A 13,025-nucleotide genomic window follows, 5' to 3' on the forward strand; every position below is an offset into this window, starting at 1 on the left:
GTCCTAGCCGGCGTTTGTGAGGTCGATCTTGGCCTTCATCGACAGGCCCACGCGCAATGGATGCTGGGCCAGCTCGCGCGGGTCGAGGGCGATGCGGACCGGCAGGCGCTGGACCACCTTGATCCAGTTGCCCGAGGCGTTCTGGGCCGGGATCAGCGAGAAGGCCGAGCCGGTGCCGCCGGAGAGGCCGGTGACGCGGCCGTGGAACACCACGTCCTTGCCGTAGAGGTCGGAGGTGAGGGTCACCGGCTGGCCGATGCGGACCCTCTTGAGCTGCACTTCCTTGAAGTTGGCGTCGACGTAGGCGGCGGCGATCGGGACCACGGCCATGAGGGGCGAGCCGGGCTGGACCTGCTGGCCGACCTGGACGGATTTCTTGGAGACCACCCCATCCATCGGCGCGCGGATCACGGTGCGGGAAAGCGCCAGCTTGGCGGCGTCGAGGCGGGCGCGGGCGGCGGCGACCTCGGGGTTCTGTTCCAGCGGCGCGCCCTCGATCAGGGTCAGGTTGGCTTCGCGCTGGCCCTGGGCGGCGCGCAGGTTGGCGCTGGCCTGGGCGACCTCGGCCTGGGCCGAGGAGAACTGGTTCTTGGCGGTGGTCAGCTCCTCGCCGGAGACCGCGCCGGAGCCCGAGAGCTTCTGGCGCCGGTCGAGGTCGGTGCGGGCCCGCACGAGGTCGGACTGGGCGCGGCCGAGGTCGGCCTGGCGGGCCGCCACCTGGCCGCCGAGCGCCGTGTCGTTGGCCGCGTAGCCGCGCACCTTGCGCTCCGCCTGGCCCAGGGCGGCTTCGGCTTGCGCGACGGCGATCCGGGCGTCGGCGTCGTCGAGGATCACCAAGGGGTCGCCGGTCTTGACCGTCTGGGTTTCCTTGGCGGGGACCGCGGCGACGGGTCCGCCCACCAGCGGCGTCACCTGCGCGACCTCGGCGCCCACATAGGCATTGTCGGTGCTCACCGAATGGCCGGTGAACAGCAGGGCGTAGATTCCATAAAGCACGGCCGCGGCGACCACGCCGATGGCCAGCCAGGTGAGCAGCCTGCGCCGGCGGGCGGTGGCGCTGGCGGCCCTGCGGTCGGGATCGATGGCGGCGGGGGCTGTGGCGGTGGTGGTCGACATGGGCGGCCTCGGGCGGGCTTGAACGGTAAGACGTCAGGGATCAGGCGGCGTGGAAGCCGCCGCCCAAGGCGCGCACCAGGGCGACGTCGAGGGCGAGGGCGCGGGCGTCCAGGTCGGCCACCGTGCGGCGGCGGCGCAGGACGCCCTGTTCGGCGATGAGCACGGACTGGTAGGTCGAAAGCCCGCCCTGGTAGCGCAGGCGCGCGATCCGATAGGCGTCTTCGCTGGCGACCAGCGCCGCGCGGCTGTCGGCGAGCTGGCCGGCCAGCGCGCGCTCCGAGGCGACGGCGTCGGCGACCTGGCGGAAGGCTTCGGTGACCGCTGCGTCATAGCTGGCGACCGCGGCGTCGCGATCGGCCTCGGCGCCGCGCAGGCCGGCCCGCAGGCGCCCGCCCTCGAAGATCGGCAGGCTGACCGCCGGGCCGATGGAGCCCACGTCGGAGCCGTCCTTGAACAGCCGGTTCAGCTTCAGGGACTGGAAGCCGAGGAAGCCCGCCAGGTTCAAGTTCGGATAGAAGGCGGCCCTGGCTTCCTTGATGCGGCTGGCGGCCGCCTCGGCGCGCCAGCGGGCGGCGGTGACGTCGGGGCGGCGGCCGACCAGTTCGGCGTTCAGGGTCGGTGGCAGGCCGAACGGCTTCAGCGTCGCCGCGGCGGGCCGGGCGATCGCCAGGCCGCGGTCGGGCCCGGCGCCCAGCAGGGCGGCGAGGCGGTTGCGGGTGAGCGCGAGCTGTTCGTCCAAGGCCGAGAGGTCGGCGCGCGACTGCAGGGGTTCGGCCTCGGCCTGGCGCTGCTCGCCGCGGGTGTCGAGGCCGTTGGCGACCCGGTCGCGGACCAGCTGGCTGGTCTCCTGCTGCAAGGCCACGGCCCGCTCGGCCACGTCGCGCTCGGCGTAGAGGCGGGCGAGGTCGGCATAGGCGGCGGCGACGTTGGTGGAGAGCACCAACCGGGCCTCGGCGGCGTCGGCCTGGGCCGCGCGGGCCTCGGAGGTGGCGGCGGCCACCGCCGCGCGGTTCTTGCCCCAGAAGTCCAGCTCCCAATTGAAGTCGAGCGCCACGCGGCCATAGTCGTTGTAGCCCTGCGGCACGAACTGCGGCGGGATGCCGAGGTTGTAGCTCTGCTTCGTCTCCTGGGCCGAGGCGCTGGCGCTGAGTGTCGGCAGCTCCGCGCTGCGGGCCTGGGCGGCGGCGGCCTGCGCCCGGCGCACGCGCGCTTCCGCCGAGGCGAGCGTCGGGGAGCCGGCGAGGGCCTCGCCGATCAGCTGGTCGAGCTGGGCGTCGCCATAGGCGCTCCACCAGCGGTCGCCGGGCCAATCGGCGACCGGGGCGGCCAGGCTAGCCTGGGTTTCATAGGTCCGGGGCGCCTTGGCGCTGCGGGCTGGGGCGGCCGGCGGGAGGCTGGCGCAGGCGGACAGCGCGATCGCGGAGATGGCTGCAAGGAGGCCCGCCCGTCTGGCGATCCCGGGGCTTGGGGGAGGAGGGACGCGCATCAGAAGGACCTCCTTGCAAACCGTACGGTACGGTCATATTTGGGCCATATAAACACGGCGAAGCTGGAGTCAATAGTACCGTACGGTACGGTCAGAGAAAAACATCATGCAGGGCAGACCCAGGCTCGATCGAGACACGCGGCGCGAGGCCATCCTCGACGTGGCCCAGGACGTGTTCCTGGAACAGGGCTTCGCCGCGGCCTCCATGTCGGAGATCGCCGCTCGCCTGGGCGGATCGAAGGGCACGCTCTACAACTACTTCAAGAGCAAGGACGAGCTTTTCGAGGCCTATGTCCAGCGCCGTTGCGTGCTCAATCTGGAAGAGATCTACGGCGTCGATGACGACGCCCAGTCGGTGCGCGACACGCTGAGCCGCGTCGCGCGAGCCTATCTGCACCGGGTGCTGAGCGACGACAACCTGCGCCACTTCCGGCTGATCATAGCCGAGGCCGAGCGGTCGCCGGAGTTCGGGCGCATGTTCTACGAAATGGGTCCCCGCCGCGGCGAACAGCGGCTCGCTGAGCGGATGAGCGCCTGGGCGGAGAAGGGATTGGTCGCCGCCCCCGACCCGGAGCGCGCGGCCCGCCACTTCTTGGGGCTTTGCCAGAACCGCTACTTCAAGGCCCGCCTCTGCAACTACGTGCCGGAGCTGAGCGACGCCCAGATCGAGGCGGAGACCACAGCCGCCATCGACACCTTCCTGCGGGCCTTCGGGCCCGAGCGGGCATGAGCCTTCAGATCCGTGTGCTCGGCGCCGGCGACGAGATGCTGCTCGCCGAAGCGGTCGGCATGATCGAGGAGGCGGACCTGACGCCGCAACGCGCCGCCGCGCACCTGGCCGACCCCGATCTCGTCAATGTCGTCGCCATCGCCGACGGCGGGATCGTCGGCTTTGTCTATGGCCACGTGCTGCGCCGCTTTGAGGCCGTGAGCTTCTTCATCTACTCGGTCGACGTGGCCGAGACCCATCGCCGTCGCGGCGTCGGCCGCGCCATGCTGGAGCGGCTGAAGGCGCTGGCGCCGGAGCGGGGCTGGGACGAGATGTTCGTCTTCACCAACCGCAGCAACCCAGCCGCCATGCGGCTCTACGCCAGCGCCGGCGGCGTCTCGCCGCCGCCCGACGACGTCGTGATGTTCGACTTCGACTAGTTCGGCGGGCCTAGAGCTTGTCGAGGCCGTAGGCCGCGTGCAGGGCGCGCACCGCCAGCTCGGTGTAGGCCGCGTCGATCAGCACGCTGATCTTGATCTCCGAAGTGGAGATCACCTGGATGTTGACGCCCTTTTCGGCGAGCGCCCCGAACATGGTCTTGGCGACGCCGGTGTGGCTGCGCATGCCGACCCCGATCACTGAGACCTTGGCCACCTCCTCGTCGACCGTGGCGTCCTCGAAGCCGACCTTCGACTGCACCTGGCGCACGATCTCCATGGCGCGGCCGGCGTCGCGCTTGCCGACCGTGAACTCCATGTTGGCGGTGTCCGCCGCGCGGGAATGGCTCTGGACGATCATGTCCACATTGACGTTGGCGTCGGCCAGGGCCCCGAAGATGTCAGAGGAGACGCCCGGATGGTCGGGCAGGCCGAAGAGGCTGATCTTCGCCTCGTCGCGGCTGTAGGCGACGCCGCTCACGATCCGCTTTTCCAAGATCTCCTCCTCGTCGCAGACGATAGTGCCCACGGTTTCATAGTTTGGGCCTGGCGCTTCGCCAGGCTCGACAAAGCTCGACAGCACCCGAACGGGCACATGATAGGCCATGGCGAGCTCGACCGAGCGGGTCTGCAGCACCTTGGCGCCCAAGGAGGCCATCTCCAGCATCTCCTCGTAGGAGATCTTGGCGAGCTTGCGGGCCTTGGATTCGATCCGCGGGTCGGTGGTGTAGACCCCGTCCACGTCGGTGTAGATGTCGCAACGCTCGGCGTTCAGGGCCGCGGCCACGGCGACCGCAGAGGTGTCCGAGCCGCCGCGGCCCAGCGTCGCCAGCCGGCCGTCGCGGGTGACGCCCTGGAAGCCGGCTACTACGGCGACCTCGCCGCTATCCATGGCGGCGCCCAGCCTCTCGGGCGGGATCTCGTCGATCCGCGCGCGGCCGTGGGCGTCGTCGGCGATGATCGGGATCTGCCAGCCCATCCAGGAGCGGGCCGGCACGCCCATGTTGCGCAGCGTCATGGCCAGCAGACCGGCGGTGACCTGTTCGCCCGAGGCCACCACCACGTCATATTCGTCGTCGGAGGGCGCGAGCCCCTGCGCGGCGCTGCCCGAGCCATCGGTCCACGCGACCAGCTCGTTGGTCTTGCCGGCCATGGCGGAGACCACCACGGCGACCTGATGTCCGGCCTCGACCTCGGCGTTCACCAGCCGCGCGACGCGCCGGATCCGCTCCAGGTCGGCTACGGACGTGCCGCCAAACTTCATCACCAGCCGGGACACTTAGCGCCGAACCCCCTCGCAAAGAGCGCGCCGTTCTAGCGGCGGGCTGCTTCTCCCGCAATGCGCCAAGGGCTATGAGGACGCCATGACCATCGCCTCTTCCATCGACCCGGCCGAAGTCGAGCGGTTCTCGAAGATCGCCGCCGAGTGGTGGGACCCGAAGGGCAAGTTCGCCCCGCTGCATAAATTCAATCCGGTGAGGCTGGGCTTCATCCGCGACCAGGCGCTTTACCGCTTCGGGCGCGACGGCGCAGCGCGGCGGCCGTTCGAGGGCCTGCGGCTGCTGGACATCGGCTGCGGCGGCGGCCTCCTGAGCGAGCCCATGACGCGGCTGGGGTTCGAGGTGACGGGCGTCGACGCCTCCGCCCGCAATGTCGGCACGGCGAGCGCCCATGCCGAGGCCGCCGGGCTTGCCATCGACTATCGCTGCACGACAGCGGAGGACCTGCTGGCGGCGGACGAAGCGCCCTTCGACGTGATCCTCAACATGGAGGTGGTCGAGCACGTCGCCGATCCCGGCGAATACCTGCGGAGCTGTGCGCGCCTGCTGAAGCCCGGCGGGCTGATGATCGTCGCCACGCTGAACCGCACGCTGAAGGCCCTGGCGTTGGCCAAGGTCGGCGCGGAGTACGTCCTGCGCTGGCTGCCCATCGGCACCCACGACTGGAACCGCTTCCTGAAGCCGGACGAGATCGGCGGTTTCCTGGCGGGCGAGCCGGTGACGGTCGACGGCCCCTTTGGCGTGGTGTTCGAGCCGCTGTCCGGCCGCTGGAAGCAGAGCCACGACGCCGACGTGAACTACATGATGACGGCGGTGCGCGACGGGGTGTGGGAAGCGCCGGGGAAACCGAAGACCGCGCTTCGGCGCAAGCGCGCTCAAACCAAATGAGACCGTCATGGCCGGGCTTGCCCCGGCCACCCAGAAGCACTGATGTTGCAAAGCTCCCGCGAGTTCGTCCACCGCCGGCGCGTCTGGGTCCCTGGGACAAGCCCGGGGATGACGGTTGATATGGGGCGGGCCGCGGCTCTACGCTTCTGAACGACGATCAGCGAGGAGCGAGCTCATGCAGGGCCTGATGATGGACTGGCCGCTGACGCTGCCGTCGATCCTGGAGCACGCCGCGCTCTATCATCCGGACCGTGAGGTGGTGGCCCGCACCGTCGAGGGGCCGATCCACCGCTACGGCTATGCCCAGGCTCTGGTTCGCGTGAAGCGCCTGGCCAATGCCTTGATCGGACTGGGCGTGAAGCCGGGCGACCGGGTGGCGACGTTGGCCTGGAGCACGCACCGGCACTTCGAGCTCTATTTCGCCGCCACCGGGATCGGGGCGGTGCTCCACACCATCAATCCGCGGCTGCACCCCGACCAGGTGGCCTGGGTGGCCAACCACGCCGAGGACACGGTGCTGCTGTTCGACGCGACCTTCGCCGACCTGGTGGCCGAGACCGGGCCGAAGATGGCGAGCGTGAAAACCTTCGTCTCGCTGACCGAGCGGGCGCGCCTGCCGGCCAATGCGCCGGCCGGGACCCTGGTCTATGAGGAGCTGCTGGAGGCCGCCTCGCCGGAGTTCGTCTGGCCGGAGATCGACGAGCGCTCGGCCTGCGGGCTCTGCTACACCTCGGGCACCACGGGCAATCCGAAAGGGGTGCTCTATTCGCACCGCTCGACGGTGCTGCACGCCATGGCCTGCGGCCTGCCGGACAATTTCGACTTCTCGGCCGCCGACGTCATCCTGCCGTGCGCCCAGATGTACCACGCCAACGCCTGGGGGACGCCCTACGCCGCCCCGCTGGTGGGCGCCAAGCTGGTGCTGCCGGGCCGGGCGCTCGACGGCAAGTCCATCGCCGAACTGATCGAGGCCGAGCAGGTGACCTTCGTGCTGGGCGTGCCGACCATCTGGGTGGGGGTCGCCGAGCACCTGGAGCAGGCCGGCAAGGCGCTTGGCTGCGTCAAGACCATCGCCATCGGCGGCTCGGCGCCCACGGCGGCGCTGATCGGGCGCATCGAGGGCCGGCTGGGCGGCAAGGTCCATCAAATCTGGGGCATGACCGAGACCTCGCCGCTCGGCGTCATCAACCGGCCGTTGCCGAGCCATGCGGGCGAGGACGCCTCGGTGGGGGCAGCGCGCCAGGTCAAGCAGGGCCGCGGCCTGTTCGGCGTGCAGCTGCGGATCGTGGGTGAGGCCGGCGAGCTGCTGCCGCGCGACGGCAAGAGCGCCGGCGCCTTGCAGGTGAAGGGCCCCTGGGTCGCCCAGGCCTATTTCAAGCACGAGGGCCAGGCCGCGTTCACCGATGACGGCTGGTTCGACACCGGCGACATCGCGACGATCGACGAGGAGGGCTATCTGCGGCTCACCGACCGGGCGAAGGACGTCATCAAGTCGGGCGGCGAATGGATCTCCACCCTCGATCTGGAGGACGCGGTCTGCTCGCATCCGGCGGTGGCCATGGCCGCGGCGGTGGGCGTGCCGCACCCGAAGTGGGACGAGCGGCCGCTGCTGCTGGTGATCCTCAAGGCCGGCCAGACCGCCGACCCCGAAGCCCTGAAAGCCCACGTCGCCGCCCGCGTCGCCAAATGGTGGACTCCCGACGAGGTTCGCATCGTCGCCGAGCTGCCGATCGGGCCCACCGGCAAGGTGCTGAAGCGCGAATTGCGTGACCAATTGGCCACCCTGCAGCGCGAACCGGCGGAATGACAAAACACCGGGGCGAACCTCCCCTTTAATCGCGCGTTTGCCACCCCAGGTGACATATGTGACCTGAGGAGTTGCGGACTTGTCGCGGAAACGGCCGAAAGGATTGCTGGCCATGGGCTGGGCCGCTCTCGAGGCGGCCGCCAAGGGCCGCACCGAGCACGCGCCGCTTTCCGTCGACTATCCCGACAGCATCGTGCGCCGCACCAGCTTCATCTCCGGCGGCGGCCACGGCTGGCAGATTTCGGCGCTGGAAACCCCGCGCGAAACCCCGCCGCCCTGGAAGATCGTGGTGATCACCGGCGCGCCGTCCTGGGCGGAATACTGGGCCGAGACGCTCGCCGAGCTGCCGCAGGACCGCGAGATGATCGTCGTCGATCGGCCGGGCTATGGCATCTCCGAGCCGCTGCATCCGGTCACCGACATCCGGGTGCAGGCGCGCGCCCTGGCGCCGGTGCTCGACGCGCCGCGCGGCCAACAGGTGCTGCTGGTCGGCCAGAGCTACGGCGCGGCGATCGCCTCGCTGATGGCCGAGGAGAATCCCGGCAAGGTCGCGGGCCTGGTGCTGCTGTCCGGCTTCTTCGGCGAGCCGGGACCCACCGCCAAGTGGCTGATCGACATGGGCATGAGGGCCCAGAAGATGATCCCGCGCGACCTGCGCCACGCGGTGATCGAGGCCAGCGGCCAGCGGACCCAGCTGGTGTACGCCAAGCGCGCGCTCGCGCGGCTGAACATCCCGATCCACATGATCCACGGCGACAAGGACGACTTCGCGCCCATCGAGGTGGCCGAGCGCATGGCCCGCGAGGCGATCACGCGGCGGCCGATCCGCTTCGTGCGCGCCGACGGCGCCAACCACTTCCTGAACGACGGCCCCGCGCAGGAGCTGATCACCGCGATCGAGGCCTGCATCCCGGTGCGCCGGCCCTGGACCTTCCGCTGGCCGCAGCTGCCGAAGCTGTCGCTGCCCAGGCCCTCGACGATCTTCACGCCGCAAAGCGCCGTTGCCGCGGCGCCCGCCGAGGTGCGGGCCTAGCCGAGGCGACCTAGATCGACACCCGGGTCCAGAGCCCGGTCGCCACCGCGAACCCGATCACGACCAGCCACGGAGGCAGCCGGGCGATGGCCAGGAACACCCAGGCCGCCGCGACCAGCGCCCAGTCCGTCGGCCGCTGGACCGTCGAGGTCAGCACCGGCTGCCAGAGCGCCGCGGCCAGCAGGCCCACCACCACGGCATTGACGCCGGCGAGGGCGCCGCGGGCCTGGGGATAGGTCTTCAGCCGGTCCCAGAAGGGCAGCACGCCCAGAATGAGCAACAGGCTCGGCAGGAAGATGGCGACCAGCGCCACCAGCCCGCCCAGCAGGCCGCCCGGCGCATAGTCTTGGGCCGCGCCGACGAAGCCCGCGAAGGAGAACAAGGGCCCGGGCAGGGCCTGCACCGCGCCGTAGCCGGCGAGGAAGGTGTCCTGATCCAGCCAGCCGCGACCCACGATGTCGCGTTCAAGAAGCGGCAGGACCACGTGGCCTCCGCCGAACACCAGCGAGCCGGTGCGGTAGAAGACGCTGGCGAGGCCGAGCGTCGGGCTCTGCAGCAGGGTGGCGGCGAACGGCAGGGCGGCCAGCAGCAGGCCAAAGACCGCGAGCGCCCCCACCGAGACCTCCCGGGGCACCGCGTGGGTGGCGGCGTCCTTGGGCGGCGTCCACGGCTCGTCGCGCAGCCAGGCGAGGCCGAACAGGCCGCCGGCCGCCAGGGCGAAGACCTGCGGGGCGGACCCTGAGCCGTGGGCGATCAGCACGCCGAGGCCCGCGCCGATCGCCATGCCGGCGCGGATCGGGCCGACCGCCAGGGTGCGGGCCATGGCGACCAGCGCCTGGATCACCACGGCGGCGGCGGCGATCTTCAGGCCGTGTAGCCAGCCCTCGCCCCAGGTTTGGCTGACGTGCGGTGCGAGGTAGGCGAAGGCCAGCATGGCCGCGGCGGCGGGCAGGGTGAAGCCGATCCAGGCCGCCAGCATGCCGGCGTAGCCGGCGCGGCGCAGGCCGATCGCCATGCCGAGCTGGCTGGAGGCCGGTCCGGGCAGGAACTGCGCCAGCCCCAGGAGGTCGGCGAAGGCGGCCTCGCTCAGCCAGCCCCGCTTCTCCACGAACTCGCGGCGGAAGTAGCCAAGGTGGGCGATGGGCCCGCCGAACGCGGTCAACCCCTGGCGCAGGAAGGCGAGGAACACCTCCCGGACATCTCCGGCGGACGCTGCGTCATCCACGGGCTGGGCGGCGGACATGGCAGGTTGTTTGCGGCGAACCGGCGAGCCCTGTCGACTTGATTTTGCGTAACCTTGCCCGCGAAAGCCCCTTGGCCGCCGCATCTGAACAGCGATAAGGCTTCTGGCGACAAACGCCCGTTCGAAGGGTCAGTGGGGAAGGAACGCCATGAAGGCCGCAGTCCTGCGTGAAGTCGGCAAGCCGCTTCAGATCGAAGACGTCCAGATCAACAAGCCCGGCCCGCACGAGGTGCTGATCCGCACGGCCGCGGCCGGCGTCTGCCACTCGGACCTGCACTTCATCGAGGGCTCCTATCCGCACCCGCTTCCGGCCGTGCTGGGCCACGAGAGCGCCGGCATCGTCGAGCAGGTAGGCTCGGAGGTCCGCACCGTGAAGCCGGGCGACCATGTGATCACCTGCCTCTCGGCCTTCTGCGGCCACTGCGAATATTGCCTGACCGGCCACATGAGCCTGTGCGTCTCGCCCGACACCAAGCGTGGCAAGGACGACGAGCCGCGCCTGTCCTCGGCCAAGGGGCCGATGATGCAGTACCTGAACCTGTCCTCGTTCGCCGAGCACATGCTGATCCACGAGCATGCCTGCGTGGCGATCCGCCAGGACATGCCGCTCGACCGCGCCGCCCTGATCGGCTGCGGGGTGATGACCGGGGTCGGCGCGGCGATGCACACCTCGAACGTGCGGCCGGGCGACACCGTGGCGGTGATCGGCCTGGGCGGGGTGGGCCTGGCGGCCGTCAACGGCGCGGCGATCGCCGGCGCCAGCCGGATCATCGGCATCGACATGGCGCCGGGCAAGGAGAACATGGCCAAGTCGTTCGGGGCCACCGACTTCATCTGCGCCAAGGATGCCGACGTGGTGAAGGAGGTCATCGAGATGACCAAGGGGGGCGTGCAGCACTCCTTCGAGGCCATCGGCCTGTCCAAGACCGCCGAGCAGGCCTTCAACATGCTGCGCCGCGGCGGCACGGCCAACATCATCGGCATGATCCCGGTGGGCCAGACCATCAGCCTGATGGGCGCGGCCTTCCTCGGTGAAAAGCGCATCCAGGGCTCGCTGATGGGCTCCAACCGCTTCCCGGTCGACATGCCGCGGCTGGTCGACTTCTACATGGCCGGCAAGCTGCACCTGGACGACATGATCTCCCGGCGCATCAAGCTGGAGGACGTCAACGAGGCCTTCGTCGAGATGAAGACCGGCGCCGTGGCCCGCTCGGTGATCGTGTTCGACGCCTAGGCGTCCTTTGCCTACAGCCGACGGATGAGGGGTCGCTGAGGCGGCCCCTTTTCGCCTCGACGGGCCGCCAATCGCGCTGTTGGCCGGAACACTCCGACCTCGGGGACTGTTGCGGGCGTGGGGGGCGGTTGCAGGAGGCGCGACATGCAGGCGAGCACCTTGGCGGTCGTCCGCTACGGTCCAAGGTGGGCTGTCGCCGCAGACGGCGAGGTGATGGCCTTCACGCGCCGAAAGCAGGATGCGACCCGGCTCGCCGAGGAGGCTGCGGAGACGCTGCGGGCCAGCGGGGCGGTGGCCGAGGTGCAGCGCGCGCCGCGCGAGCGGCGGAGCTTTCGCCGGGAATAACCCCCGCGCCCGGCGCCGCGGCGGGGATCAGCCCTTGATCTGCTCCCGGCTCAGCCCCTCGATGCGCTCCAGCGTGCGGGCGAAGACCACCAGTTCCTGGTGCAGGCGGGCCTTGTCGAGCTTCTCGATCTCGCCGCCGTGTGGTGGCGCGGCCATCAGGTAGTCGGGTCCGGTGATGTAGGCGACGGTCGGCACCCCGGCCCGCCAGAAGGACGAGCCCTCGCCATAGAACCGCTGGCCCGGCGCGGTGGGATCGATCGCGGTCATGGCCGGGGCGCCGCTCGCCGCCGCGACCTCGGTGAACAGCCGCGCCATGGGCTGAGTGGGCGTGTAGGCGGTGGCCGGGGTGAAGGTCCCGGTGTCCTTGTAGACGCCCGCCACATCGCGCCATTCGCGGGCGCCCAGGTGTTCGCAGGTCATGCAGGCCACCGCCTTGGCCATCAGCTCGGGGTTCTCCTTCTGCCAGCTCTCCGCCCCGCGGATGAACCCGTGCGAGAAGTGGCCGGTGGTCATCAGGAAGACGTAGGTCCTGCGCCGCTTCGCCCTCGGCAGCTTGGCCAGGGCGTGGGCCAGGGCGACGATGGCGAGGCCGCCGTTTTCCTCCGTGGCGTTGCAGCCGTCGGTATGGGTGTTGACCACCACCACCTCGTCGGTGGCGCCCGGCAGCAGGCCCCAGACGGTGTCGGAAGCGGTGTCGGGGTGCTCGGTGGCGTCGAGCACGAACTTCAGGTTCGCCCCCTTGGCCGCGGCCGCCTTCAGCCGCGCGCCGGCCGCCTGGCCGACCCAAAGCGTGGGCACGGTCGTCGGCGGGCCGAAGAACGGCTGCATCTGCCACTGGGCATTGGCGTCGGAGAAGCCGTTCCAGATATAGACCACGGCCCTGGCGCCGGCCTTGATCGCCGGATCGAGGTTGGGCGCGCCCATGCCGGTCTGCACCGGGGTGGTTCCCGCGAGGTTCGGGCGGGCGAGGGCGGCGACATCGATCAGCACGATCTTGCCGGCCGCGCCGGAGACGTCGAGGTTGGGCGTCACGCCGGCATAGACCATCGGGGCGGTGACGCCGGCCGGGCCGGTCGAGCCGGAATGCGGGCGATAGCCGGTGGCGTGAACCGGCTTGCCGTCCAGCCACAGGCCATAGCTGTGCGGCTGCCAGTAGGGGAACCTGAAGGCCTGGCGGCGCGGCGCGATGCCGGCGGCCTTGAGCTGCGCGCCCAGCCAGTCGACCCAGGCGTTGTGGCTCGGGCTGCCGGTGAAGCAGGGCGCCCAGGCGGCGAGCTTTTTCTCCCAGCCCCAGACCTGATCGGCGCTGGGCAATCCCCTGGCGATGGCGTCGCTGAAGCCCCTGGCCTCGGCAGCCCGGGCGGCTTGGCCCAGCGCCGCCGATGAGCTGAGCGCGAGCGCGGCCGCGCCCGTCAGCACGTCCTTGCGTGTCGGCATGATGGTTCCC

The 13,025-nt window shown here is 70.5% G+C and carries 12 protein-coding genes; 7 read left to right on the forward strand and 5 right to left on the reverse strand.

Annotated features, from left to right (window positions below; all coding sequences use genetic code 11):
• Window positions 1–3: 3 nt before the first annotated feature.
• The gene (locus VGT80_RS02710; RefSeq protein WP_327452660.1) at window positions 4–1,116 is read right to left on the reverse strand and encodes an HlyD family efflux transporter periplasmic adaptor subunit; all 1,113 of its coding nucleotides are present in this window, start codon (window positions 1,114–1,116) and stop codon (window positions 4–6) included.
• A 40-nt stretch (window positions 1,117–1,156) separates the two neighbouring features.
• Window positions 1,157–2,602 (reverse strand): efflux transporter outer membrane subunit, encoded by a 1,446-nt coding sequence (locus VGT80_RS02715; protein WP_327452661.1) that lies wholly within the window; start codon window positions 2,600–2,602, stop codon window positions 1,157–1,159.
• 106 nt (window positions 2,603–2,708) lie between these two features.
• Between VGT80_RS02715 and VGT80_RS02720 the strand changes: the two genes are divergently transcribed.
• Window positions 2,709–3,332 (forward strand): TetR/AcrR family transcriptional regulator, encoded by a 624-nt coding sequence (locus VGT80_RS02720; protein WP_327452662.1) that lies wholly within the window; start codon window positions 2,709–2,711, stop codon window positions 3,330–3,332.
• On the forward strand, window positions 3,329–3,751 hold the full coding sequence (locus VGT80_RS02725) for a GNAT family N-acetyltransferase (RefSeq protein WP_327452663.1): 423 nt from the start codon (window positions 3,329–3,331) through the stop codon (window positions 3,749–3,751). The genes VGT80_RS02720 and VGT80_RS02725 overlap by 4 nt, the downstream gene beginning before the upstream one ends.
• A 10-nt stretch (window positions 3,752–3,761) precedes the next feature.
• On the opposite strand, the gene VGT80_RS02730 is transcribed toward VGT80_RS02725, so the two are convergent.
• Window positions 3,762–5,027 (reverse strand): aspartate kinase, encoded by a 1,266-nt coding sequence (locus tag VGT80_RS02730; protein ID WP_327452664.1) that lies wholly within the window; start codon window positions 5,025–5,027, stop codon window positions 3,762–3,764.
• An 85-nt stretch (window positions 5,028–5,112) separates the two neighbouring features.
• Between VGT80_RS02730 and ubiG the strand changes: the two genes are divergently transcribed.
• From ubiG to VGT80_RS02745, 3 genes are all read left to right on the forward strand, one after another.
• Window positions 5,113–5,916 (forward strand): bifunctional 2-polyprenyl-6-hydroxyphenol methylase/3-demethylubiquinol 3-O-methyltransferase UbiG, encoded by an 804-nt coding sequence (ubiG, locus tag VGT80_RS02735; RefSeq protein WP_327452665.1) that lies wholly within the window; start codon window positions 5,113–5,115, stop codon window positions 5,914–5,916.
• 175 nt (window positions 5,917–6,091) lie between these two features.
• Entirely contained in the window at window positions 6,092–7,723 is a 1,632-nt protein-coding gene (locus VGT80_RS02740; RefSeq protein ID WP_327452667.1) for a long-chain fatty acid--CoA ligase, read from the forward strand.
• Between the two features lie 112 nt (window positions 7,724–7,835).
• Window positions 7,836–8,756, forward strand: coding sequence for an alpha/beta hydrolase (locus tag VGT80_RS02745; RefSeq protein WP_327452669.1), 921 nt, complete (start codon window positions 7,836–7,838; stop codon window positions 8,754–8,756).
• A gap of 10 nt (window positions 8,757–8,766) precedes the next feature.
• Here the strand turns inward: VGT80_RS02745 and chrA are convergent, their stop codons facing one another.
• A complete protein-coding gene (gene chrA, locus VGT80_RS02750) occupies window positions 8,767–9,999 on the reverse strand; it encodes a chromate efflux transporter (protein WP_327452670.1) in 1,233 nt (410 codons plus the stop codon).
• 148 nt (window positions 10,000–10,147) lie between these two features.
• Here chrA and VGT80_RS02755 point away from each other — a divergent pair, with 148 nt between their 5' ends.
• Window positions 10,148–11,233, forward strand: a complete 1,086-nt coding sequence (locus tag VGT80_RS02755; RefSeq protein ID WP_327452671.1) for a Zn-dependent alcohol dehydrogenase — start codon at window positions 10,148–10,150, stop codon at window positions 11,231–11,233.
• A gap of 144 nt (window positions 11,234–11,377) precedes the next feature.
• Window positions 11,378–11,578, forward strand: a complete 201-nt coding sequence (locus VGT80_RS02760; RefSeq protein ID WP_327452672.1) for a hypothetical protein — start codon at window positions 11,378–11,380, stop codon at window positions 11,576–11,578.
• 27 nt (window positions 11,579–11,605) lie between these two features.
• Here VGT80_RS02760 and VGT80_RS02765 read toward each other — a convergent pair whose 3' ends face one another.
• The gene (locus tag VGT80_RS02765; RefSeq protein ID WP_327452673.1) at window positions 11,606–13,015 is read right to left on the reverse strand and encodes a hypothetical protein; all 1,410 of its coding nucleotides are present in this window, start codon (window positions 13,013–13,015) and stop codon (window positions 11,606–11,608) included.
• Between the last annotated feature and the right edge of the window lie 10 nt (window positions 13,016–13,025).

The sequence above is a fragment of the Phenylobacterium sp. genome (genome assembly GCF_035944335.1).
GTDB lineage: Bacteria > Pseudomonadota > Alphaproteobacteria > Caulobacterales > Caulobacteraceae > Phenylobacterium.

Excerpts from the sequence above, each read along its gene's own strand:
- VGT80_RS02710 (WP_327452660.1), bottom strand. The coding sequence starts at position 1,116 with ATGTCGACCACCACCGCCACAGCCCCCGCCGCCATCGATCCCGACCGC.
- VGT80_RS02715 (WP_327452661.1), bottom strand. The coding sequence starts at position 2,602 with ATGCGCGTCCCTCCTCCCCCAAGCCCCGGGATCGCCAGACGGGCGGGC.
- VGT80_RS02720 (WP_327452662.1), top strand. The coding sequence starts at position 2,709 with ATGCAGGGCAGACCCAGGCTCGATCGAGACACGCGGCGCGAGGCCATC.
- VGT80_RS02725 (WP_327452663.1), top strand. The coding sequence starts at position 3,329 with ATGAGCCTTCAGATCCGTGTGCTCGGCGCCGGCGACGAGATGCTGCTC.
- ubiG (WP_327452665.1), top strand. The coding sequence starts at position 5,113 with ATGACCATCGCCTCTTCCATCGACCCGGCCGAAGTCGAGCGGTTCTCG.
- VGT80_RS02740 (WP_327452667.1), top strand. The coding sequence starts at position 6,092 with ATGCAGGGCCTGATGATGGACTGGCCGCTGACGCTGCCGTCGATCCTG.
- VGT80_RS02745 (WP_327452669.1), top strand. The coding sequence starts at position 7,836 with ATGGGCTGGGCCGCTCTCGAGGCGGCCGCCAAGGGCCGCACCGAGCAC.
- chrA (WP_327452670.1), bottom strand. The coding sequence starts at position 9,999 with ATGTCCGCCGCCCAGCCCGTGGATGACGCAGCGTCCGCCGGAGATGTC.
- VGT80_RS02755 (WP_327452671.1), top strand. The coding sequence starts at position 10,148 with ATGAAGGCCGCAGTCCTGCGTGAAGTCGGCAAGCCGCTTCAGATCGAA.
- VGT80_RS02760 (WP_327452672.1), top strand. The coding sequence starts at position 11,378 with ATGCAGGCGAGCACCTTGGCGGTCGTCCGCTACGGTCCAAGGTGGGCT.
- VGT80_RS02765 (WP_327452673.1), bottom strand. The coding sequence starts at position 13,015 with ATGCCGACACGCAAGGACGTGCTGACGGGCGCGGCCGCGCTCGCGCTC.